The organism is Streptomyces sp. CB01249, from assembly GCF_001905735.1.
In the GTDB taxonomy this organism is placed as follows: Bacteria; Actinomycetota; Actinomycetes; order Streptomycetales; family Streptomycetaceae; genus Streptomyces.
Genome location: NZ_LISW01000001.1, coordinates 986,452 through 1,008,342 on the forward strand (window position 1 = coordinate 986,452; position 21,891 = coordinate 1,008,342).

At 72.1% G+C, this 21,891-nt stretch carries 20 protein-coding genes; 11 read left to right on the forward strand and 9 right to left on the reverse strand.

Annotated elements, in window-relative coordinates; genetic code table 11:
- Nucleotides 1-80 precede the first annotated feature (80 nt).
- From AMK18_RS04125 to AMK18_RS04160, 8 genes are all read left to right on the forward strand, one after another.
- On the forward strand, nucleotides 81-1,757 hold the full coding sequence (locus AMK18_RS04125) for an FUSC family protein (RefSeq protein ID WP_073861672.1): 1,677 nt from the start codon (nucleotides 81-83) through the stop codon (nucleotides 1,755-1,757).
- Nucleotides 1,754-2,260, forward strand: coding sequence for a MarR family winged helix-turn-helix transcriptional regulator (locus tag AMK18_RS04130; RefSeq protein WP_018100236.1), 507 nt, complete (start codon nucleotides 1,754-1,756; stop codon nucleotides 2,258-2,260). The genes AMK18_RS04125 and AMK18_RS04130 overlap by 4 nt, the downstream gene beginning before the upstream one ends.
- A gap of 307 nt (nucleotides 2,261-2,567) precedes the next feature.
- Nucleotides 2,568-4,187: a sensor histidine kinase gene (locus AMK18_RS04135; protein WP_026171154.1), complete on the forward strand. Its 1,620-nt coding sequence runs from the start codon at nucleotides 2,568-2,570 to the stop codon at nucleotides 4,185-4,187.
- Nucleotides 4,184-4,591 carry a roadblock/LC7 domain-containing protein gene (locus tag AMK18_RS04140; RefSeq protein ID WP_018100234.1) on the forward strand — a complete coding sequence of 136 codons (408 nt, stop codon included), beginning with the start codon at nucleotides 4,184-4,186 and terminating at the stop codon, nucleotides 4,589-4,591. Before AMK18_RS04135 ends, AMK18_RS04140 begins: the two co-directional genes overlap by 4 nt.
- The gene (locus tag AMK18_RS04145) at nucleotides 4,588-4,959 is read left to right on the forward strand and encodes a DUF742 domain-containing protein (RefSeq protein WP_018100233.1); all 372 of its coding nucleotides are present in this window, start codon (nucleotides 4,588-4,590) and stop codon (nucleotides 4,957-4,959) included. Before AMK18_RS04140 ends, AMK18_RS04145 begins: the two co-directional genes overlap by 4 nt.
- Entirely contained in the window at nucleotides 4,940-5,554 is a 615-nt protein-coding gene (locus AMK18_RS04150; RefSeq protein ID WP_018100232.1) for a GTP-binding protein, read from the forward strand. Before AMK18_RS04145 ends, AMK18_RS04150 begins: the two co-directional genes overlap by 20 nt.
- Nucleotides 5,555-5,639: 85 nt before the next feature.
- Entirely contained in the window at nucleotides 5,640-7,181 is a 1,542-nt protein-coding gene (locus AMK18_RS04155) for a cytochrome P450 (RefSeq protein ID WP_018100231.1), read from the forward strand.
- 84 nt (nucleotides 7,182-7,265) lie between these two features.
- The gene (locus AMK18_RS04160) at nucleotides 7,266-8,618 is read left to right on the forward strand and encodes a 6-phospho-beta-glucosidase (protein ID WP_073861673.1); all 1,353 of its coding nucleotides are present in this window, start codon (nucleotides 7,266-7,268) and stop codon (nucleotides 8,616-8,618) included.
- Here the strand turns inward: AMK18_RS04160 and AMK18_RS04165 are convergent.
- The 3 genes from AMK18_RS04165 to AMK18_RS04175 form a co-directional block, all read right to left on the reverse strand.
- Nucleotides 8,613-11,987, reverse strand: coding sequence for a DUF4132 domain-containing protein (locus AMK18_RS04165; RefSeq protein WP_073861674.1), 3,375 nt, complete (start codon nucleotides 11,985-11,987; stop codon nucleotides 8,613-8,615). The two genes, AMK18_RS04160 and AMK18_RS04165, sit on opposite strands and share 6 nt — an antisense overlap.
- Nucleotides 11,988-12,122: 135 nt before the next feature.
- Nucleotides 12,123-12,560, reverse strand: coding sequence for a hypothetical protein (locus AMK18_RS04170; RefSeq protein WP_026171152.1), 438 nt, complete (start codon nucleotides 12,558-12,560; stop codon nucleotides 12,123-12,125).
- On the reverse strand, nucleotides 12,554-13,012 hold the full coding sequence (locus AMK18_RS04175; RefSeq protein ID WP_073861675.1) for an ATP-binding protein: 459 nt from the start codon (nucleotides 13,010-13,012) through the stop codon (nucleotides 12,554-12,556). The genes AMK18_RS04170 and AMK18_RS04175 overlap by 7 nt, the downstream gene beginning before the upstream one ends.
- Nucleotides 13,013-13,220: 208 nt before the next feature.
- On the opposite strand from AMK18_RS04175, the gene AMK18_RS04180 reads away from it, so the two are divergent.
- Genes AMK18_RS04180 through AMK18_RS04190 form a run of 3 tightly spaced genes read left to right on the forward strand, consistent with a single transcriptional unit; the run spans nucleotide 13,221 to nucleotide 14,829 of the window.
- Nucleotides 13,221-14,081 carry a helix-turn-helix domain-containing protein gene (locus tag AMK18_RS04180; protein ID WP_018100226.1) on the forward strand — a complete coding sequence of 287 codons (861 nt, stop codon included), beginning with the start codon at nucleotides 13,221-13,223 and terminating at the stop codon, nucleotides 14,079-14,081.
- Complete coding sequence (locus tag AMK18_RS04185) at nucleotides 14,081-14,317, forward strand: DUF397 domain-containing protein (protein WP_018100225.1); 237 nt, start codon at nucleotides 14,081-14,083, stop codon at nucleotides 14,315-14,317. Before AMK18_RS04180 ends, AMK18_RS04185 begins: the two co-directional genes overlap by 1 nt.
- Nucleotides 14,318-14,373: 56 nt before the next feature.
- A complete protein-coding gene (locus tag AMK18_RS04190) occupies nucleotides 14,374-14,829 on the forward strand; it encodes a YchJ family protein (protein ID WP_018100224.1) in 456 nt (151 codons plus the stop codon).
- A gap of 15 nt (nucleotides 14,830-14,844) precedes the next feature.
- Here the strand turns inward: AMK18_RS04190 and AMK18_RS04195 are convergent, their stop codons facing one another.
- The 6 genes from AMK18_RS04195 to AMK18_RS04220 form a co-directional block, all read right to left on the reverse strand.
- Nucleotides 14,845-16,917 (reverse strand): MDR family MFS transporter, encoded by a 2,073-nt coding sequence (locus AMK18_RS04195; RefSeq protein WP_073861676.1) that lies wholly within the window; start codon nucleotides 16,915-16,917, stop codon nucleotides 14,845-14,847.
- Between the two features lie 217 nt (nucleotides 16,918-17,134).
- On the reverse strand, nucleotides 17,135-17,962 hold the full coding sequence (locus AMK18_RS04200) for a hypothetical protein (RefSeq protein ID WP_073861677.1): 828 nt from the start codon (nucleotides 17,960-17,962) through the stop codon (nucleotides 17,135-17,137).
- Nucleotides 17,963-18,044: 82 nt separating this feature from the next.
- Nucleotides 18,045-19,259 carry an acyl-CoA dehydrogenase family protein gene (locus AMK18_RS04205; RefSeq protein ID WP_073861678.1) on the reverse strand — a complete coding sequence of 405 codons (1,215 nt, stop codon included), beginning with the start codon at nucleotides 19,257-19,259 and terminating at the stop codon, nucleotides 18,045-18,047.
- Nucleotides 19,260-19,263: 4 nt separating this feature from the next.
- Complete coding sequence (locus AMK18_RS04210; RefSeq protein WP_073861679.1) at nucleotides 19,264-19,737, reverse strand: SCP2 sterol-binding domain-containing protein; 474 nt, start codon at nucleotides 19,735-19,737, stop codon at nucleotides 19,264-19,266.
- 93 nt (nucleotides 19,738-19,830) lie between these two features.
- Complete coding sequence (locus tag AMK18_RS04215; RefSeq protein WP_073862291.1) at nucleotides 19,831-20,094, reverse strand: hypothetical protein; 264 nt, start codon at nucleotides 20,092-20,094, stop codon at nucleotides 19,831-19,833.
- Nucleotides 20,095-20,311: 217 nt separating this feature from the next.
- Nucleotides 20,312-21,526, reverse strand: a complete 1,215-nt coding sequence (locus tag AMK18_RS04220; RefSeq protein WP_018100218.1) for a helix-turn-helix domain-containing protein — start codon at nucleotides 21,524-21,526, stop codon at nucleotides 20,312-20,314.
- Nucleotides 21,527-21,891: the final 365 nt, after the last annotated feature.

The window sequence follows — 21,891 nt, forward strand, 5'->3', positions numbered from 1 at the left end:
GCTGACTCCGGGGACGCTGTGTCCCGGGACCGGTTTCGATCCAGGTGTTTTACTTGTGTAATACCTGTTAAAGTAAATGAGTGAGCGATACAACCATCAGGTCCGCCAGGCCCACCGTCCGCAGACTCCCGCTGACCGGCCCGCTGCGCCTGAACCGGCCGTCCGACATGTGGTTCAAGCCCGCCACCAGCGTCGTCGTGGCCACCGCGATACCCAACCTGGTGCTCCTCGCCCTCGGCCGGCTCGACCTGGTGATGTACACGATGGCCGGCTCGCTCTGCGCGCTGTACGGCCACAACCTCCCGTATGCCCGTCGCGCCGGCACCGTCGCCGGGGTCGTCCTCGGTATGACCGCCGGCCTCGGCACCTCCCTCGTCGTCGCCTCGCTCACCACCTCCACCGCCGTGCTCATCGCGGTCGGCGCGCTCCTGGCCGCCGGGCAGAAGCTGCTCTGCGACGCGACCCGGATCGGCCCGCCCGGACCGGTGATCTTCACCTTCGTGAGCTCCGCCGCCCTCTTCGTCCCGCAGACGCTCGCCCAGGTCCCCGGCCACCTCGCCCTCACTCTCGGCGCGGGCGCCGTCGCCTGGCTCGTCGCCGTCGTCGCCCCCGCGCTCGTCCGCCGCGACGGCCCCGAACGCCGCGCCACCGCCCGCGCCCTCAACGCCGCCGCCGCGCACGCCGCCGACCCGGGCCACGCCACCCGCCGCGCCGCCGTCGCCGCCGTGCACGCCGCCTGGCAGACCCTCCTCGCCGCCGGGCGCCCCACCCCGGCCCGCCGCGCCCTCGAACGCCTCGTCGTCCACGCGGAGACCTCGGTCCTCGCGGGCACCCCCGACCCCGCCGACGCCGCCCGGCTCCGCGAGTGGGCCCGGCTCACCCGTGCCCGGGGCCCCGTCCCCACCCCGCCGCCCGCCCCCGGCACGGGCGCCGAACTCTTCGGGCTCGACGCCGAACGCACCGCCCGCAGCGGCTCGTTCCGTACGCTGCTGCGCGGCCTCGCCCCCGGCTCCCCGCTCCTCCCGGTCGCCGCCCGCACGCTCGTCGGCTGCGCCCTGGCCGGGTACGTCTGCTCGGCGGTGGGCGTCGGCCGTCCGTACTGGGCGCTCGTCACCGCCGCCTCCCTCTACCAGGCCAACGTCACGCTCTCCTGGAACCGGACGCTCCAGCGCACCCTCGGCAACCTCATCGGCGTCCTGGTCTTCGCCGCCGTCCTCCCGGCCGCCCGCGCCACCCCGCTCGCCCTCATCGGCTTCTGCCTCCTCTTCGCCTTCGCGGCCGAGGCGCTGATCACCCGCAACTACTGGCTCGGCTCCGTCGCGGTGACGCCGATGGCCCTCCTCGTCCTGGAGTACGCGGGCAGCCACCCGGCCGGCGAGCTGATCGGCGACCGGGTCCTCGACACCGTGATCGGCGCCGCCGTCGGCTTCCTCGCCGCCGTCCTGGTCACCAACCGCCGCGCCACCGGCCGCGTCGAGCGCGCGCTGGCCGACGCCGAACGCGCCCGCGCCCACGCCGTGCGGACCCTCGCCGCGCCGGAGCCCGCGCCCGCCGCCCTGGACGCCGCCCGCCGACGGCTCACCGGCACACTGGTCGAGCTGCGCGAGGCGGACGACACCGCGGCCGGCGAGTGGTGGCAGCCCGCCCTGGCCCGGGAGGCGGTGCTCGCCGCCGAGCAGGCCGGACACCGTACGCTCGCGGCGACAGCGGAACGGCAGGGGTGGAGCGCCCCCGCCCAGGAGAACGGAGCGGTGTGACCGACGACATCGTCGCCTCGGTGGTCCGGCAGTGGCAGGCCGTGAACCCGGAACTCGACACCGGGCCCATGGAGCTCATCGGCCGGATCAACCGCTGCTCCGCGCTGCTCCAGCAGGCCGAGGACGCCCCGCTGCGGGCGGCCGGGCTGACCCGCCCGGAGTTCGACCTCCTCGGGGCCGTACGCCGTACCGACCGCGAACTGACCCCCGGCGAACTGGCCCGGGAGACCTTCTCCTCCGGTGCCGCCGTCACCAAACGGCTGCGCGTCCTCCAGGAGCGCGGCCTGATCGCCCGGCGCGGCGACGAGCGCGACCGCAGGGTCGCCTACGTCCGCCTCACCGACGAGGGCCGCGACCTGGTCGACGGGCTGCTGCCCCGGCAGCTGGCGTACGAACGCGCGGTGCTCTCCGGCCTCGACCCCGAGTCCCGCGACCGGCTGAGCGCCCAGCTCAGCGAGCTGCTCGTACAGCTGGAGGGCCGCATCGGCGGCGCCCGTCGCTAGGCATCACCCATACGAGCACCTTCGTTCATATGTGCCCCTGCATGGCTTCGCGGGGCGATTCTTCCTCATTCCTCCGCCCCGTCACTCCCCGCACACGCCTGAAGGCGGTGCGTGCAAAAACTCGTGAGCGTACTACCGCGGGAGCGCTCGCGCAGGGGGTTGGAGGAATGTGCGAAAGCGCTGATTCGATCTGACTAAGCTCACGCGCAGTGAAGCCGAGTTGAGATGAATTCGCGCGCTTGTTCTCTATGTTCAGGCAAGCGCCGAATCTCCGGAATACATCCCGAATCAACCGCCAGAGGTTCAGATGGCCCGTGTTGAATCACCGCCGGCCGGCAGGGAAGCCCCCGTCGCCCGCGCCCTGTTGCTTCCCGTCGTCCTGATGGCGGGAGCAACCGCCGCCGCGGCGGCGCTGGTTGCCGAGCCCGCGCGGATACCAGTCGTCTGGTGCGGAGCATTCGCCACCGTCGTGGTCGCCACGCTCGCCGTGGAGATCGCGCGGCGCGGCCGGACGATCCGCCGCCGCAACGCCGAGTACCAACAGCGCGTCACCGCCCTGGAACGGCGCATCGCCGACCACGACGAAGAGACCGTCCGCATCAGCAAGGAGCTGCTGCCGTCCGCGATCCACCGTCTGCGCGTGGGCAATTCGCCCGACGAGGTGCTGCGCGACGTGGTGGACTCCGACCCGGTCTACCGCCACCTGCCCGACTCCCAGCGCTCCCTCGTCTACACGGTGCTCGACATCATCGACAACGAGGAGGCGACCCGGGACTCCGCGCAGCGCGCCTTCGTCAACGTCGCCCGCCGCGTCCAGGCGATCGTCCACCGCCAGGCCAGTGAGCTGCGGGAGATGGAGGAGCACCACGGGCGCAACCCCGACGTCTTCGACGACCTGCTCCGCATCGACCACGGCACCGCCCTGATCGGCCGCCTCGCCGACTCCATCGCGGTCCTCGGCGGCGCCCGCCCCAGCCGCCAGTGGCCCAAGCCCGTACCGCTGTTCAGCGTGTTGCGCGGTGCCATGTCGCGCATCCTGGAGTACCCGCGCATCGATCTGCACTCGATCGCCAAGGTCGCCATCATCGGCACCGCGGTCGAACCGCTCATCCACGCCTGCGCCGAACTCCTCGACAACGCCACCCGCTACTCGCCGCCGCAGACCCGGGTGCACGTCACCGCGGTCGAGGTGCAGACCGGCATCGCCATCGAGATCGAGGACGGCGGAGTCAGCCTCAGCGAGGAGGCCCGCGCCCGCGCCGAGAACATGCTCGCCAGGGCCCAGGCCGGGTCCAGCATGAACGACCTCGGAGAGTCCCCGCGCCTCGGCATGGCCGTCGTCGGCCGCCTCGCCCGGATGTACGACCTCCAGGTCTCGCTGCGCCAGTCCGCGTACGGCGGCGTGCGCGCCGTGCTCATCGTGCCCCGCGCCATGATCACCACCGGCCCGGCCCCCGGCATCGCCCACGGCATCGGCGCCACCTCGCGGCCCACCAGCGACATCGACCTCGCCGACATGAAGCACGTCGTGCCGCCCCGCGGCAAGCGCCGCAAGCCCAGCCCCGTCGCCGCGCGCCCGGCGACCGGCCCGGTGGTCTCCGAGCCCCGCCCGGCCGCCCCGCCCACCCCGGCCGTAGCCATGCAGGACGACGTGCCCATCGTGACCGAGTGGACCTCCGGCGGACTCCCGCAGCGCCGCAGCCGCGGCCGCGCCCCGCTCGGCTCGCACAACCTCCCCGCACAGGCCGCCGACCCCACCGCCGGCCGCACCAACGGCCACGGCCACAGCTACGGCCAGGACAACAGCAAGGAACCGCCCCCCGGTATCTGGCTGGAGGCGTTCACCAAGGCCGCCAACGGCGTGCCCCAGGAGCCCAGGGCGGACGAAGACTCTGACGACGCGTGGGACAAGGGAGATCAACGGTGATCCAGCAGCGGGGCAACATGGACTGGATGCTCAAGGAACTCGCCGACGACGTCCCGGACATCCACCAGATCGTCGTGCTCTCCGCCGACGGACTGCGCATCGCCCAGCACGGCGGCGACCCCGACGTCGCCGACCGGCTGGCGGCGGCCTGCGCCGGTCTGCAGAGTCTGGCGGCGGCCGTCGCCTCCGAGATCCCGTACAGCGACGGCCGGATGAGGCTCGTCGTCATCGAGGTCACCGGCGGCTTCTTCTATCTGATGGCGGCGGGCGCGGGCGCCTACCTCGCGGTGCTCGCCGGAGAGACGGTGGACGCCGGGCACGTCGGGGCGCGGATGCGCGACATGGTCGTACGCATCGGCGGCCACCTCACGAGCCCGCCCCGCCACGACGGGCAGGCCGGATGAATTCTCCCCGACGAGAACGCCGCAAGGCCGACCCGGCGCTGAGCGATCCGGAGAGGCTCTACGTCATCACCGGCGATCCCGACGGCAGCGAGCGGGCAGCGCTCGACCTGGTCACGATGATTGTCTCGAAGTCGGAGCCGTCCCCGACGGTCCAGCCCGAACAGGCCGTGATCCTCCGGCTCTGCCAGGCCCCGTTATCGGTCGCCGAACTCTCCGCCTATCTCAGCCTGCCGTTCAGCGTGGTGACCTCGCTCCTCACCGAACTCCTCGCCACCGGTCTGATCGAATCGCGCGCGCCGATCGTCCGCGCGACCCTCCCGGACCGGTCCCTCCTCGAAGCGGTGATGCATGGACTTCAGAAACTCTGACACGATCACGGGCCCCCGCAGCGAGGACGTCCTGCCCACCACGGCCACCGCCGCGGTGAAGGTCGTGATCGTCGGCGGGTTCGGGGTCGGCAAGACGACCATGGTCGGCTCGGTCAGCGAGATCCGGCCCCTGACCACCGAAGAGACGATGACGCAGGACGGCGTCGGCGTGGACGACAACTACGGCGTGGAGAGCAAGACCGCCACCACCGTCGCCATGGACTTCGGCCGGATCAGCATCAGCGAGGAGCTGGTCCTCTACCTCTTCGGCACCCCCGGCCAGGAACGTTTCTGGTTCCTCTGGAACGGCCTGTTCGAGGGCGCCCTCGGCGCCGTCGTCCTCATCGACACCCGCCGCCTAGAAACCAGCTTCGACGTCATCGGGCGCCTGGAGGAGCGAGGGGTGCCGTTCGTCGTCGCCATCAACACCTTCCCCGAGGCGCCGAAGTACCCCGTCGAGGCGCTGCGCGGCGCCCTGGACCTCTCGGAGGAGGTCCCGATGATCGACTGCGACGCCCGGCTGCGCGGCTCCAGCCGCGATGTGCTGATGACCCTGATGCGCTATCTGCACGGCCTCGCCCTCCCGATCGGCTGACCCCGCACCCCTTCCGCACCCGTTCCGCGCGTCCCCACCGCGCCCCCGACCGTCCGGCCCCCGCGGCCCGACCCCTGGAGCGATCGTGACAAGCCCCTTCCCCTACGAGCACGGCCAGGTCCCGCCCCCCGAGTGCCCGGCCCACGGCATGAGCGTCGGCCCCGGCGGCCTGCGCCGGCTCTACGGCCCCGAGGCCGAGCAGGACCCGCACGGCCTGTACGAGAAACTGCGCGCCGAACACGGCACGGTGGCCCCGGTCCTGCTGCACGGCGACGTGCCCGCCTGGCTGGTCCTCGGCCACAGCGAGAACATGCACATGACCCGTACGCCCTCGCAGTTCTCCCGCGACTCGCGCCGCTGGCGGGCCCTGCAGGACGGCAGTGTCGCCCCCGACCACCCGCTGGCGCCGATCTTCACCTGGCAGCCGATCTGCGTCTTCGCCGACGGCGCCACCCACGAACGCCAGCGCGGCGCCGTCACCGACTCCATGGCCCGCATCGACACGCGCGGCGTGCGGCGCCACGTCAACCGGTACAGCAACCGGCTCGTCAACGGCTTCTGCCGGGAGGGCCGCACCGACCTCGTCGCGGAGTTCGCCGAACGGCTGCCCATGATGGTCATGTGCGCCATCCTCGGCATGCCGGAGGAGTACAACGACCGGATGGTCGAGGCGGCCCGCGACATGATCAAGGGCACCGCCACCGCCGTCCAGAGCAACGCCTACGTGGTGGGAGCGCTCACCCGCCTGGTCGAGCGCCGCCGCCGCGAACCGGCCGACGACTTCGCGACCTGGCTGGTCGAGCACCCCGCGAACATGAACGACCAGGAGGTCGCCGAGCACCTGCGGCTCATCCTGATCGCGTCCTACGAGGCCACCGCCAACCTGATCGCCAACGTGCTGCGCATGGTCCTCACCGACCCGCGCTTCCGGGCCCGGCTCAGCGGCGGCCACATGACCGTCCCCGAGGCGGTCGAGCAGACCCTGTGGGACGAGCCCCCGTTCACCGCCGTCTTCGGCCGCTGGGCCGTCGGCGACACCGAACTGGGCGGGAAGCACATCAAGGCGGGCGACGCCCTGATCGTCGGCATCGCACCGGCCAACACCGACCCCGTGGTCCGCCCCGACCTGACCGCCAACATGGAGGGCAACCGCTCGCACCTGGCGTTCAGCGGCGGCCCCCACGAGTGCCCCGGACAGGACATCGGCCGCGCCATCGCGGACGTCGGCGTGGACGCCCTCCTGATGCGGCTGCCCGACCTCGAACTCGCGGTGGACGAGCGCGAACTGCAGTGGGTCGGCAACTTCATGAGCCGTCACCTGGTGGACCTCCCCGCCGAATTCGCCCCCCGCTCCCCGCAGGACGACCGGGAGCCGCCGGCGATGGGCAGGCCCAACGCGGCCCGCCAGGACTGGGAGGTCCAGTCCGCCGTACGCCACACCGCCCCGACCCCGGTCCGGGCCCCCCTGGACGGGGCCCACGCGCCGTCGGCCGCCGCCCCGGCCGGGGCGACCGCGACGGTCGACGGATCGGCGGACGCGCTGTCCGGCCGGGTCCCGCGCCAGCGCAAGCCCGGCGGACCCGCCCGCCTCTGGCGCGTCGTGACCCGCTGGTGGAACGGCGACTGACATCGGAGCGGTCCCGGGGCGGCCCGGTGGAGCGGGGCGGCGACGCCCCTCGCCACCGGGCCGCCCCACGTACCATGCGGAAGCGTGAAGCTGACAATTCTGGGCGGCGGCGGATTCCGGGTTCCACTCGTGTACGGGGCGCTGCTCGCCGACCACGCCGAGGGCCGGGTCACGGCCGTCACCCTCTACGACACGGACTCCGACCGGCTCACCGCCGTGGCCCGGGTCCTCGCCGAGCAGGCCGGGTCCATCCCGGACGCACCCGCCGTCCGCGCCACGACGGACCTGGACGAGGCGCTGCGCGGCGCCGACTTCGTCTTCTCGGCGATCCGGGTCGGCGGCCTCGCGGGCCGGGCCGCCGACGAACGCGTCGCGCTCGACGAGGGCGTCCTCGGCCAGGAGACGGTCGGCGCCGGGGGCATCGCGTACGGGCTGCGCACCGTCCCCGTCGCCGTCGACCTGGCCCGGCGCATCGCCCGGCTGGCCCCGGACGCCTGGGTCATCAACTTCACCAACCCGGCCGGGCTCGTCACCGAGGCGATGTCCCGGCACCTCGGCGACCGCGTCATCGGCATCTGCGACTCGCCCGTCGGCCTCGGCCGCCGTATCGCCCGGGTCCTCGGCGCCGACCCGGACCTGGCCCGCGTCGACTACGTGGGGCTGAACCACCTCGGCTGGGTGCGCGGGCTGTACGTCGGCGGACGCGACGAACTCCCGCGCCTGCTGGCCGACCCCGGGCTGCTGGGCTCCTTCGAGGAGGGGCGGCTGTTCGGCGCCGACTGGCTGCGCTCGCTGGGCGCGATCCCCAACGAATACCTGCACTACTACTACTTCAACCGCGAGGCGGTCCGCGCCTACCAGGAGGCGGCACAGACCCGGGGCGCCTTCCTCCGCGAGCAGCAGGAGGGCTTCTACGGCCGGATGAAGGACCCGGCGACCCCCGCCCTGGCCACCTGGGACCGCACCCGGGCGGAGCGCGAGGCCACCTACATGTCGGAGAACCGGGACGTCGCCGGGGCAGGCGAGCGCGAGGAGAGCGACCTCGAATCCGGCGGCTACGAACAGGTCGCCCTCGCCCTGATGCGGGCCATCGCCCGCGACGAGCGCACCACCCTGATCCTCAACGTCCGCAACCGGTCCACCCTGTCGGTGCTGGACGAGGACGCCGTGATCGAGGTCCCCTGCCTGGTCGACGCCAACGGCGCCCGCCCCGTCTCCGTCGACCCCCTGCCCTACCACGCGGTGGGCCTGGTCACCTCGGTGAAGGCCGTCGAGCGCGCGGTGCTGGACGCGGCGGCGAGCGGATCCCGCGCGGACGCGGTCCGGGCCTTCGCCCTGCATCCCCTGGTCGACTCGGTCTCCGTCGCCCACCGCCTGGTGGACGGCTATGTGAAGGCGCACCCGGGACTGGCGTACCTGGGGGCCGCCGGGTCATGACACGGCGGCCCCGGTGAGCGCGGTCAGGTCGGCCAGCAGCTCGGACGCGGTCACCGGGTCCAGGCGGTCGAACCGCAGGTCGTGCGGGCGGCTGTGCCAGTAGTCGGACGGTTCGACGTCGAGCCACACGGTCTCCAGGGTCTGCTCGGGGTAGACCTCGACCGCGCCGACCGCGATGCCCCCGTCCAGGGCGACCACCAGGTGGCAGTCGTCGCCCAGCGGCTTGGAGATCCAGCGCTCCACCCCGTTGTCCTCGGGATTGCCGCGTCGCCAGCCGTACCGTTCCAGGCCGAGGACCTTGCCCGTGGGCACCTTGATCCCCTCGAAGCGCCCCAGGCGGTGACCGGCGGCCTCCTCCTCGGTCAGCGCGAACACCCGGCGACCGAGCTGGGGGAACGGCTGTACGATCGCGTGCTCCGCGAAGACCTCCGACCAGGCGGCGGTCACCGCCTCGCCCAGCCGCAGCGGGTGCGGGAGCCGCACGGTCGCTCCCTCGGGCAGGGCGAACTCCTCGCCCCCCACGGCGGCGAAACCGCGGTCGTCCGCCACCCGGAACGCCGTGGTCACCCCGTCCGCCTCGCTCAGCCACACCAGCCGGCGCACCAGGTGCCACACCAGCGGGTGGCCGACGAACAGCTCGGTGAACTCCCGTGCCGTCCAGGAGCGGTCCGCCACCATGGCGGCCTCCAGCCGGCGCACCTGGTCGGAGCCGATCGCCCGCACCTCCTTCTTCAGGGCCGAGAACCGCTTGCGCTCGGCCGGGGCCAGCTCCGCGTCGTCCCGCGCGCCCGGCTTCGGCAGGTCCTTGCGGAGCTTGCCGTCGCCGTCCCGGACGTAGGGCCGCAGCTGCTCGTCGAAGCCCACGGTGAACGTGCGGCTGCCGTAGTCCACGACCGTGGAGCCGTCCGCGTCGAGCCCGAGGTCCGGCACCAGCCGGTCCGAGAGCTGTTCGCCCGTCAGACCGAGACCTGCCGCCACCTCGGCGATCTTCTCCGTGGCCCGCGCCTTCAGGGCCTTGAACTTCACGCGCTGCGCGATGGTGTGCAGCTGGAGCAGCGCCGCGTCGCTGCCGATCGCCGCCAGGACGTCGAGCCCCTCCACCGCCCGGTGATGGGCGTTCTCGCCGGGCCAGGCGCGGATGACCGGGGTCAGCCGGAGCACCGTCCCGTCGTCGCCCAGCAGCCCCAGGGCATGCAGGGCCCAGGTCTCCTTGGCGGGCAGGAGGGCGGCGCGCCACTGCTCGAAGAGCGCCCAGGCGAAGTCGGCCGCCGAGGCCGCGTCCACGGCCCGGACCGCCTCGGCGAGCCCCGGGTACGGCTCACCGGGCGCGGACAGGGCGAGCATGGTCAGCAGATGGCGGACCGAATCCGCCGGCAGTGCCCCGCCCGACGCCACCGTGAGCTGCGGCAGCAGCACCGGGTCCGCCCACTGCGGCAGCTCCGGCATGACGGTGGGCAGGGCCCGCTCCAGCGGATCCGCGGCCAGCAGCCCGGCCAGCGCGGCCGCCGCCTTCTCGCCGTACCCCTCGGCCGCCTCGCGCACCACGGCGTCGCCGTGCACCCCGGCGATCAGCAGCAACGCCTGCTCGGCGGCGCGCCGCGCGGCCCCGGCCCTGCCGACCGCGTCCGGCACGAGCAGCGGCGCCGCCCGCACGCCGTGCCGCTCGAACCACGAACGGGCGACGGCGGCCGTGGACTTGAGGCGCACCGCCCAGTCGGCCATGAGCCGGGCGACCCGCGCGTCGACGTACGGCATCAGCAGCGGGGCGAGTGAGCTGGGGCGGCGCGGCACGACGCGCAGCAGCAGGGACAGCGCGCCGAGGCCGAAGCGGGCGGCCACCGGCTTCAGCGTGTCGGCGGCCTCCCACACATCGACCGGGTCCCAGTCGTCCAGCAGCGGCGCGACCCGCTCCTTCGGCCCGTGGACGTAGACCCAGGCGGGGCGCAGGTCCGCCGCGTCGAGCCCGTAACGCAGCGAGCCGAGCGTCTGCTCCCAGTCGTCCACCGCCTCGCGCCGGGTGTACCAGCTGCTGGTGGCCGCCCACGCCTCGCGCTCCCCGGCCTCCCACAGGACGGCCTTCCCGTCGTCCGGCTTCAGACCGGTGACGGTGACGGGGCGCGCCCTGGTGCGCTCCCGGGTCCACGGTGGCGCGGTGAGCACGGCCGGCAGGGCGTCGGCGGGTGCGTCCGCGAGGCGGCCGGCCGGGTTCAGCAGGGGCTCCACGACGGCCGCGAGGTCATCGTCCAGCGTCGGCAGCACCCGCTCCACCAGGGGGCGGTGCCCCGCGATGTGCGTGCGGAGCAGGCCGGACACCGAGGCCGCCGGGGCTCCCGTCCCGTCGCCGGCGTCCGCGGCGAGCAGCCGCAGCGCGCGGGCCGGACAGCGGTCCATCGCGTCCAGGAGGGCCGGGCGGACCTGCTTGTTTTCCGCGAGGGCGAGCAGGGCGCGGAAGGCGTCGTCCGTGGGGAACTCGGACAGCGCCTGGGCGAGCTGCCGCCGCGCCTCCCCGTAGAAGTAGCCCTTCTCCAGGTCCTCGGCGAGGAGCGGGGCCAGCATGTTGCCGATGCCCTCGGCGGCCGTGGCGATCGTGTTCATGCTCCGGTCGAAGCCGGGGACCCGGGCGAAGTGGGACGCCTGGTCCGGTGAGCCGAGGGTGCAGAGGATCAGGGAGACGAGACCGGCGTCCCGCTCGCGGGTCGCTTCCGGGTCCGCGCACAGGGCGGCGACCCAGTCCGCCTCGCTCGGCGCCAGATAGGCGGCGACGATCCTCCGGTGCGTATCCGTCCGGGAGGCCGAGAGCGCGTCGACGGTGGCCCGGTACGTCGCGTCGTCGGCGGCGGCGAGCAGGGACCGGACCCGGTCGGCGGCCTGGCGGCGGTGCTCGGTCGAGCGGGTGCCCCGGGCGCGGGAGAGCCTTTCCAGCCATGCGTCGTAGCGGCGGGCGCCGCTCTGCATCCAGTGCGGCTCGATCATGAACAGCTCCACCGCGGCGCGGGCCGCGAACGGCAGCCCGTGGAGCTGCACCCAGCTGTCCGCCCAGGCGTTCCCGGGTGGGGCGTACATCCCGACCATCGCCGCCACCGCGGCGGCCCCGGCGGGGGAGGGCTCCCCGTCCAAGTGGCGCAGGACCTCGGCGACCAGGGCGGGCTCGCTGCGCGGCGCGTCCAGATACTCCTGGATCCAGGCGTGCTCCTCGGCCGTCCGCTCCGCGACCGCCTCGACCAGCTTTCCGTTCACCCGGGCCGGTGTCCTCGGGACGCCCCCGCGCCGGGGATGGACCAGGCGCCGCCAGCCGTCCGGGAAGACGAACGTGTCCTCGGCCGTCCTGGTCTCCCCGGACTGCGACGCACCGCCTTCGAAAGGCTCCACAGCACGCACCGGCCCGCCCCCTTCACACCCGTTGACCCCGTATTCCACGGGTTTCGATCAGTGGTTCCACAGTAGAACCGACCACTGACAACGCAGGGTGACCGGGGTGGGGAGCGGACGGGGACAGGGCCCGGATCAGGGAGCGGAGACGGCCCGGGGACCGTACGCCTGGGTCCAGGAGGGCGTCACGCCCGTCACCTGGCAGACCATCAGGAACAGCGGGATGGGCGGGGTGTAGGGGGTGCGGCTGTCGGGCTGGTGGATGAGCCGGGGGCGTACCGCGGGCACGCACGCCCCGCGCGCGTACGCCACCTGCTCGGGCCAGTCCAGGTCGAGGTCGGAGCCGGCCGGCACGATCCACCACCAGCGCTCGCCGTCCGCGAAGACGCAGCCGGTGCGCGGCAGATGGGACATCAGGCGGAAGCCGTGGCGCGCGGGGACGCCGACCGCGTCGTAGCCGAGGCTCGCCGAGAGGGTGGTGGGCAGCGGCAGCTGGACCCGGCCGCCGGGGGCGCCGGCGGGCTCGCGGGAGCGGCGGTGTCCGAGGAAGTGGTTCATGGCGTTCTTCAACATGAGTGCTCCGAGCCGTGCGGCAGTTCTGCCCAGACGATGCGGCCCGAGCCGTCCCCGGCGTCGCGCGAGCCCCAGGAGCGGGCCAGTGAGTCGACGAGCAGCAGGCCGCGTCCGTGCTCGTCGTCCGCGCCTCTGCCGAGGCGTGGTCCGTCCGGCTGGTGCCCCTGGTCCTGCACGGAGACGCGCAGCCGGCCGTCCAGGCACCGCAGTTCGCACAGCACCCGTGCGCTGGTGGTGTGCACCACCGCGTTGGTGACCAGTTCGGACACGATCAGGACCGCGGCGTCGAGGGTGTCGCCGCCGGTGCGCCACTCGCCGAGCCGGGCCTTCGTCAGGCGCCGGGCGGTGGCGACCGATTCGGGATGCGCGGGCAGCGCGAAGCAGTACCGGAGCGCTTCGGTCCCCGGGCCGGTCTCCACGAGCCGGGGGATGAGCGCACTGCCAGGTGCCACGACCGAATCCTCACAGTGGGGGCTGCGTCACGCTTCGCGATCTTCGAAAAGGCCGAGGGCGCGACAGGTCAACTGGTTTCGCACCCCAACTCTCTACCTGTCACGAACACTTGGCAAGGGGCACTCTGAAAATTCCAGAGTGGCTGTGTCTTTGACAGCACACGCATGGCACACTGCACCCAAATACAGCGCGTGGGGGAGGTCTGAAGTGAGTGAACCGCGGTCCGCCCCGACCGTGGGCCAGGTCGTTCTCGGCAAGCGTCTGCAGGAACTGCGGGAGGGTGCCGGCCTGAGCCGGGACCAGGCCGCCAAGGTGCTGCGCGTGACCGCGGCGACGGTCCGCAGGATGGAGACGGCCGAGGTCGCGCTCAAGATCCCCTATGTCCAGGCACTGCTGAAGGCGTACGGGATCTCCGACGCGGAGAACGACGCGTTCGTCGAGCTCGCCGAGGAGGCCAACAGGCCGGGCTGGTGGCAGCGGTTCCACGACGTGCTGCCGGACTGGTTCAGCATGTACGTCAGCCTGGAGGGGGCCGCCAGCCTCCTGCGCATGTACGAGCCGCACTTCGTCCCCGGACTGCTCCAGACCGAGGACTACGCGCGGACGGTGATGCGCACCGGAGCCGTCGGCCAGACCCGGCCGGAGGACATCGAGCGCCATGTGGCGCTGCGGATGGAACGGCAGTCCCTGCTGACCCGACCGGACGCCCCACGCCTGTGGGTGGTGATGGACGAAACCGTTCTGCGCCGTCCGGTGGGCAGCGTCGAGATCATGCGCGCCCAGGTGGACAAGCTCCTGGAAGCGACGACGATGCCCAACGTCACCCTGCAGATCGCGGAGTTCTCCACCGGGCACCACCCGGGGACGTACGGACCGTTCGTGCTCTTCCGGTTCGCCGTCCCCGAACTGCCCGACATGGTCTACAGCGAATACCTGACCGGGGCCGTCTACTTCGACGCGCGACCGGAGGTGGCCTCCTACCTCGAGGTCATGGACCGCATGGCGGCCCAGGCCGCGACTGCACAACGCACGAAGGAACTCCTCCGGGACTTCCGCAAGGAGCTGTGATGACACCCATATACAACGGCATGCCCGCCGCTGACCTCGGCTCCGAAGGCTGGTACAAGCCCTGGAGCGGTGGCAACGGCGGCAACTGCGTCGAGGCCATGAAACTGGCCGACGGGAGAATCGCCATGCGCCAGTCCGCCGATCCCGAGGGCCCCGCCCTCATCTACACCCACCACGAGATCGCCGCCTTCATCCAGGGCGCCAAGGCCGGCCAGGCCGACTTCCTGCTGACCTGAGCCGCACCACAAGCCCTCCGTCGGGCCCGCGCATCCGCGCACGTCACAATGGACCCATGTCCCGACGCACCTCCCGCTCCCGGCGCCCGTCCGCCGCGAGCCCCCGCACCGCCCCCCTCCCGGAGATCAGCGCGGCTTCGCCGTGCCCCTGCGGGCTGCCCGCCGCCTACGCCGAGTGCTGCGGCCGGCTGCACGCGGGGGCCCCGGCGGCCACGTGCGAGGCGCTGATGCGGTCGCGGTACGCCGCCTTCGTCGTCCGGGACGCCGGGTACCTGCTGCGCACCTGGCACCCGGACCACCGCCCCGACGTCCTCGACTTCGACCCCGGGCAGCGCTGGCAGGGCCTGGAGGTCCTGGAGACCACCGAGGGCAGCGCCTTCCACACCACCGGCACGGTCACCTTCCGTGCCCACTACACGGTGGGCGGGCGCGCCGACTCCCTGCACGAGAAGAGCCGCTTCGTCCGGCACGAGGGTGCCTGGGTGTACGAGACCGCGGTCTTCGCGGACTGAGGACGGGGACCGGGCTCAGACGGGCGCGCCCGCCGGGGCCACCGGAGCCAGCTCCTGCGTCAGGTCCTCCGCCAGCAGCCGCTTCGCGATCACATCGACCGCGGCGCGCAGCCGGGCGTCGTCCGGGCGCTCGCCGTCCTCGCCGAGCTGGTCGTTGAGCCAGCGCGCCCAGGCGTCGTTGATGGTCCGGGCCTCGCGGCTGCCGGCGGCGGTGTGCTGGAACAGATGGCCGTCCCCGGTGAGGAAGCCCTCCTCGATCATGCGGTCGAAGACGGGCACCAGGACCTCCGGCGGAATCCGGTGCCGCGACGCGATCAGCCGGAGCCCCGCGTGGCCGACCATCCGCGTGAACAGCTCGACCTGCATCACCGCCCAGGCGCCCGCCATGTCGAGCCGGGTGTCCGACTCCACGACGATCCGCCGCGCCGTCTCCGGGTCCACCCGCCGCAGCACCTTGGCCACCGAGAACTCCAGCAGCCGGGCCGAGTCCTGGGTGTTCGGCGAGGCGAAGCCCTCACCCATGTCCGTCGAGCCCGCCCGCACCGTGTCCCGCAGCTTCACCTGCTTGAGGAACAGCGCGACGACGAACCCGAGCAGCGCCACGGGCACCGTCCACAGGAACACCGTGTGCAGCGTGTCCGCGTACGCCTGGGCCAGCGGCGCCGACTGGGCGCCGGGCAGCGCGTGCAGCCCCTCCGGGCTCTGCGACGCCTTCGCCAGCACGGCAGGGTCGCCGCCCGCCCGCGCGGCCTCGGTGATCCCGTCCCTGAGGTGCGGTCCGAGGGCGTTCGCGTAGATCGTGCCGAAGACGGCGGTGCCGAAGGAGCTGCCGAGCGTACGGAAGAAGGTGACGCCCGAGGTCGCCGTGCCCAGGTCCGCGTAGTCCACGGTGTTCTGCACGGCGATGGTCAGGACCTGCATGGAGAGCCCGATGCCGATGCCGAGCACCAGCATGTACAGCGATTCCAGCCAGACCCCGCTGTCCGGGCCCATCCGGGAGAGCAGGAACAGGCCCACCGCCATGACCAGCGAGCCGATGATCGGGAAGATCCGGTAGCGGCCGGTCTTGCTGACCACGTTGCCGCTGAAGATGGACGCGGCGAGCAGACCGACGACCATCGGCAGCGTCCGCACGCCCGAGAGGGTCGCCGAGTCGCCGTCCACGTACTGGAGGTACGTCGGCAGGAAGATCATCGCGCCGAGCATCGCGAACCCGACGATGAAGCTGAGGATCGAGCAGACCGTGAAGACGGGGTTGCCGAACAGCCGCATCGGCAGCATCGGCTCCTTCGCCCGGAACTCGACCAGGCAGAACAGCGCGAGCGCCACGATGCCGAGGACGAACAGGCCGATGATGACGCCGGAGCCCCAGGCGTATTCGTTGCCGCCCCAGCTGGTGGCCAGGATCAGGGCGCTGGCCCCGACCGTGACCATCGCGATGCCCAGGTAGTCGATGACCGGCCGCCCGGCCGCCTTCACGGACGGGATCGTACGGGCCGCCGCGATGACCACCACGATCGCGATCGGCACATTGACGTAGAACGCCCAGCGCCAGGTCAGATGGTCGGTGAACAGCCCGCCGAGCAGGGGACCGATCACCGTCGACACACCGAAGACGGCACCGATCGCGCCCTGGTACTTGCCCCGGTCGCGCAGTGGGATGACGTCGGCGATGAGCGCCATCGAGGTGACCATCAGACCGCCCGCGCCGATGCCCTGGAGGCCACGCCACACGATCAGCAGCGTCATGTTCGTCGCGAGCCCGCAGAGGAACGAGCCGGTGATGAAGATGACCGCGGACAGCTGGAAGACGATCTTCCGCCCGAACAGGTCGCCGAACTTGCCGACCAGCACCGTCGCCACGGTCTCCGCGAGGAGATAGGCGGTGACCACCCACGACATGTGGGCGGCGCCCCCGAGGTCCGAGACGATCGTCGGCAGCGCGGTGCCCACGATCGTCTGGTCCAGCGCGGCCAGCAGGATGCCCAGCACGATCGTGGCGAAGACGATGTTGCGGCGGCGTGGATCGAGCACGGGCGGCGCGGCGGCACTCTGCGCGGCGGGGGCGGTCTCGCTGGCAGTGGTCACCTTTGCACCCTCACATCGCGTCGTGTCACCCGCATGCGGGGCACGTCCGGACGTGTGGGGCCTCTCGTGTGGATCAGGCCGGATCAGGGAGCGGGCTCTGGTGCCGTGCATCGCAAGGCGGAGGATTGAGGCAACGCGGAGCGTTGGTGATTGACGACAACGCCGCGAGGTGCGGTGCCAGAGCCCGCGAGCCCGGCCTGATCCACACGAGAGGCCCCTAAGCGAGCAGATCCCGCAGCGAGGCCGTCATGCGGGTGGCGAATGCCTCCCGTACGGGGGCGGCTACCCGGTCCAGCGAGAGATACGGGTTGAGGTCTTCCAGTTCTACGAGGAGCAGCTCGCCGTCCGCCGTGCGGCAGGCGTCCACCCGCTGGATGCCGTGGTCCAGCGTGTTCCACTCCACGAAGGACCGGGCGAACGCCAGATCCGCCGCGCTCGCCGCGTACGGCTCCAGCACCCACCGCCGGTCCGGGTCCGGGGCGTGCAGCGCGTACTGGAAGTCGTGGTCGACGTAATAGAAGGACACCTCGTAGCGGAAGTCGATCCGGGGCTGGACGAGCAGGGTCCCGTCGGTGCCCGGGCCGAGCTCCGGCGTCGTCACGAAGCTGAGCCCGACCGAGTCCGCGCCCAGCTTCGGCTTGACGACATAGCCCTCGGCCTCCGGCAGCAGCCCGAGGTCCGCCGCCCGGTCCACGGTGGGGATGACCGGGTACCCGGCGCGGCTCAGGTCCACCAGGTACTGCTTGCCCGCCATGTCCCCGCGCCCGGTCAGCGGGTTGTACACGCGGGTGCCCAGCTCCAGGGCCCGTGCCCGGAACGCGTCGTACGCCTCCTGGTAGTGCAGGACCGGGCCGCTGTTGCGTATGACGACGGCGTCGAAGCGGTCCAGCAGGGCGGCGGCGTCGCGCGGGTGGCAGAGCGCCAGGTCGAAGCTCTCGCGCAGCCGCGCCGTCAGCCGGATGTCCTCGTCGCAGTAGCGCCGGCCGCGCGCCTCGTAGGCGAGGTCGGTGACGAAGAGGACGGACGGGCGCGGGACGGCGGGCATGGCGTTTCCCCCGGGTGCGGCGGTGGTACGGACCCGCCCATCCTCGCTGGCCCGCTCCCGCGCCCGCCCGCCGCCCCCGTGCTCAGCGGATGTGCCGCCCCGAGATCGCCCGGGCGATGACCAGGCGCTGGATCTCGCTGGTCCCCTCGAAGATCGTGTAGATCTTGGCGTCGCGGTACATCCGCTCCACCGGGTGCTCCCGGCTGTATCCGGCGCCGCCCAGGATCTGGACGGCCTTCTCCGTGGCGGCCACTGCGAGTTCGCCCGCGCGGAGCTTGGACATGGAGCCCTGTCCGGCGTCGAAGGTGCGGTCGTTGCGGGCCATCCACGCGGCCTGCCAGATCAGCAGCCGTACGGCCTCGATCTCGGTACGGATGTCGGCCAGGGCGAAGGCAATCGACTGGTTCTCGATGATCGGCCGCCCGAACGCCTCGCGGTCGCCCGCGTACTCCAGCGCGTATTCGTACGCGGCGCGCGCGATGCCCAGCGCCTGGGCGCCGACCGTGGGGCGGCTGACCTCGAAGGTGGCCATCGCGGCCTGCCCCTTGGCGGTGGAGCCCTCACGGGCGCGGGCGAGGCGGGCGTCCAGCTTCTCCTTGCCGCCGAGCAGGCAGTGCCCCGGCACCCGTACGTCGTCCAGGAAGACGTCCGCCGTGTGCGAGGCGCGCAGCCCCAGCTTCTTGATGGTGCGGCTCGCGGCCAGGCCCTCGGTGCCCGGCGGCACGATGAACGCGGCCTGCCCGCGCGCGCCGAGCGCCGGATCGACCGAGGCGACGACGACGTGGACCTCGGCGATGCCGCCGTTGGTGATCCACGCCTTCTGGCCCGAGATCACCCACTCGTCCTTCGCCTCGTCGTACCGGGCCTTCGTGGTCATCGCGGAGACGTCGGACCCGGCCTGTGGTTCGGACACGCAGAACGCCGCGACCTTCGGGTCGTCCTCGTCGCCGTAGCACTGGGGCACCCACTCGGCGAGCTGGTCCGGGGTGCCGGAGGCGAAGATCCCGGCGACGGCGAGCGAGGTGCCGAACAGGGCCATGCCGATGCCGGCGTCGCCCCAGAAGAGTTCCTCGTTGGCTATCTGGAGGGAGAGCCCCGACGGGTCGCCGTACATGTCGGCCAGCGACTCGAACCCGTAGAGACCGATCCGCGCGGCCTCCTGGATGACCGGCCAGGGCGTCTCCTCGCGGGCGTCCCACTCGGCCGCCGCCGGGCGCACCACCTGGGCGGCGAAGCCGTGCACCCAGTTGCGCAGGTCCTGCTGCTCCTCGGTGAGCGCGAGGGAGAAGTAGCTCATCGGCTCACGCCTTCGGGATGTCGAAGTAGCGCGTGAGGCCCGAGGCCAGGCCGACGTCACCGGCCACCTTCAGCTTGCGCATCATGAACATGGTGATGGGGTTGCCGTTGCCGGAGACCAGCTTCAGGAACTCCGCGTCCGCCATGACCAGCGTCGTACGCGGCTCCGCCTCCGAGCGGCCCTCGCTGACGGTGCAGGTGCCGTCCGCGATCGAGGTCTCGTAGACCACCTCCGTGTGACCGGTGATCTTCCAGCGGATCAGCGCCGTGAGCGCCCCGGCCGCCTCCGGGCGGAACTGCTGCTTCATCCGGCCGAAGACCTCGCCGAGCACCCGGGCGCGCAGCTCCCCGTGCATGACCTCGGCGAGCTGCTTGGCGGACAGCCCCTTCACGATCCGCGCGAACTCCTCGGGGGAGACGGCCGCGAAGTCGAGGGCGGCCAGTTCGCCGGTGACATTGCCGCTGCTGTTGTCGGCCACGCCAGTTCCTTACTCTGGAGTAAACTTACTTTTGAGTAAGGTAAGGGTGCGGCGGTCTCTTCGCAAGACAGGGGCACGGGCTGCCGTACGCGGTCACCAGGCGGAGCCGGGGCGCACCACGAGCCGGGGGTGGTGGGCGGCGAGCGCCTTGTTGGCGCGGGCCAGCTCCGCCAGGGCGAGCTCGCGGTCGGCCTGGTCCTCGATGCCCAGCCGGGGTCCGCGGAACCTGCGGACCTCCCGCGCGGCGCAGTCGGCATCGAACTCGGCCTGGAGGATGTGCGCGGGGGTGCAGGCGCCGATCAGCGCGGCGATGCGGTCCGGGATCGGGACGGGGACGAGCAGGTGCGAGGCGGTCATGGGGGGTTCCCTCTCGATGGTGGCCAGGAGGTCGGGCGTCGGACCGCCGGGTGGGCGGACCGACTCCACTCCATATAACGAGACGCAGTTCCTGGTTTCGCGTTGAGTACGTCTCCGTGTGGCAACCGTTTGGGAATGACCGGCTATTTCCCCTTACCTGCAAGTAGGTTGACTTCGCGTGAGGTGCTCGTCGGGCCTGAGGTGCGTCGCGCGCTGTTCAGATGGGTGTGTCGTTGCTGCGAGCCCGCAGCTGCATGGCGCGGAGCACGGTCTCCGTGGAGAACCGCGCCTCCGGATCGACCAGTTGATCGCCGAAGATCGATTCCAGATTGCGCATCCGGTAGCGGACGGTCTGGGGGTGTACGTCGAGCAGCTCGCCCATCTGGGCCGCCGTGCCCCGGGTGTCGAGCCAGATCCTGAGGGTTTCGATGAGCCGTTCGCGCCGGTTGGCGCTGATGTTGGCCATCGGGGCGAGTTCGCGGCGCGCGAGCTGGTCGAGGAGGACCGGATCGGACAGCAGCCACAGGGTGATGAGGTGGTCGTCGCAGAGGATGGCCGGCGCGTCCTCGATGACGCCCGCGTCCACGAGTTCCAGGACCCGTCGTGCCCAGCGGACCGAGTCCGAGGCCAGCGACGAGGGGACGGTCAGGCCGATGGCGGCGCGGACGCCCGGCAGGGCGTGTTCGAGCATGCGTCTTCGCATGTCGTCGAAGGGGCCCGGGATCAGTAAGTGCGGCTGCGGGTCGGTGAAGTCGACCAGTACGTCGCGGTCGATCGCCAGCCGGTCCAGGTCGGGGGAGGGGCGCACGGCGACGAGCGTCACCTCGTCCGGCAGCGTCCAACCGGTCTGCTCGCACAGCTCCGCGATGGCCACGCGCGGCACCGGCCGCCCGGCCAGGATCAGATGCAGCAGCCTGCGCCGCAAGGTGTCGGTGTGGTCGTCGGAGGCCGACCTCACCTCCAAGTACCCCTCGCGCGACAGGGCTTCCAGCTCGTCCACGTAGCTGAACAGCGCGTCCGCGAACGTCAGCATCATGGTGGGGGAGAGGTTGTAGCGCCTGCCGATCTTCTTCGCCCGGCGCAGGGCCACGCGGGCGCCCAGCCGGTACGCCCCCTGCAACTGGTCCAGGCTGCGCCCCTCGTACGCCTCGAACCGGCCGAACCTGCGGCACATCTCGTCGCGCAGCGCGGAGGGGGCGGCCGGCTCGGCGACCTGGTCCACGAACACGGAGATGCTCTGCTCGACGCCGACCCGGATGCCCTGGCCGTACGGCCCTTCGAGGAGTCGCGCGTACTCGGGATAGGCGCGGGTGACCTCAAGGCCGATCTCCTTGATGAGGCTGGGCAGTTCGGGCCGCACGATCGTGGCGAACTCCTGCGGCAGCGGTCCCAGCGGCTCTCCCAGCTCCGAGGGTTGCGCAACTCCCGGCATACCTTGACCCCTTCTTGCTCTTCGGCGCCCGATGGGGGGTGACGGACGGGAGAGCGCTCCCACCCGTCCTCAGGTGCGTACCAACATCGGCTGCCGAAGATAGTCCACGTATGTGGCTCTGAACACAGGCAGGACAAGACGAAATGTATGGGCCATGTATCGGCGGGTTTCAGCCACCCGTCCGTTCGGCCTCCGCGCTTGAGTCCGGCTCGCGGATCACTTGCGCGGTGCTGATGCGGGGGCCCGGATTCCGGTATTGCGGCGGTGGCTCCGACGCGCGCTTCCGGACTCCCCGAACAATGTCGCCTGCGCTATTCGCGGTGAATTCCACTGCGCCGGCAGGGGGAAGTCAAGAGTGCGGAGGT

Excerpts from the sequence above, each read along its gene's own strand:
- AMK18_RS04135 (WP_026171154.1), top strand. The coding sequence starts at position 2,568 with ATGGCCCGTGTTGAATCACCGCCGGCCGGCAGGGAAGCCCCCGTCGCC.
- AMK18_RS04145 (WP_018100233.1), top strand. The coding sequence starts at position 4,588 with ATGAATTCTCCCCGACGAGAACGCCGCAAGGCCGACCCGGCGCTGAGC.
- AMK18_RS04150 (WP_018100232.1), top strand. The coding sequence starts at position 4,940 with ATGGACTTCAGAAACTCTGACACGATCACGGGCCCCCGCAGCGAGGAC.
- AMK18_RS04170 (WP_026171152.1), bottom strand. The coding sequence starts at position 12,560 with ATGTTGAAGAACGCCATGAACCACTTCCTCGGACACCGCCGCTCCCGC.
- AMK18_RS04185 (WP_018100225.1), top strand. The coding sequence starts at position 14,081 with ATGACACCCATATACAACGGCATGCCCGCCGCTGACCTCGGCTCCGAA.
- AMK18_RS04190 (WP_018100224.1), top strand. The coding sequence starts at position 14,374 with ATGTCCCGACGCACCTCCCGCTCCCGGCGCCCGTCCGCCGCGAGCCCC.
- AMK18_RS04200 (WP_073861677.1), bottom strand. The coding sequence starts at position 17,962 with ATGCCCGCCGTCCCGCGCCCGTCCGTCCTCTTCGTCACCGACCTCGCC.
- AMK18_RS04205 (WP_073861678.1), bottom strand. The coding sequence starts at position 19,259 with ATGAGCTACTTCTCCCTCGCGCTCACCGAGGAGCAGCAGGACCTGCGC.
- AMK18_RS04215 (WP_073862291.1), bottom strand. The coding sequence starts at position 20,094 with ATGACCGCCTCGCACCTGCTCGTCCCCGTCCCGATCCCGGACCGCATC.
- AMK18_RS04220 (WP_018100218.1), bottom strand. The coding sequence starts at position 21,526 with ATGCCGGGAGTTGCGCAACCCTCGGAGCTGGGAGAGCCGCTGGGACCG.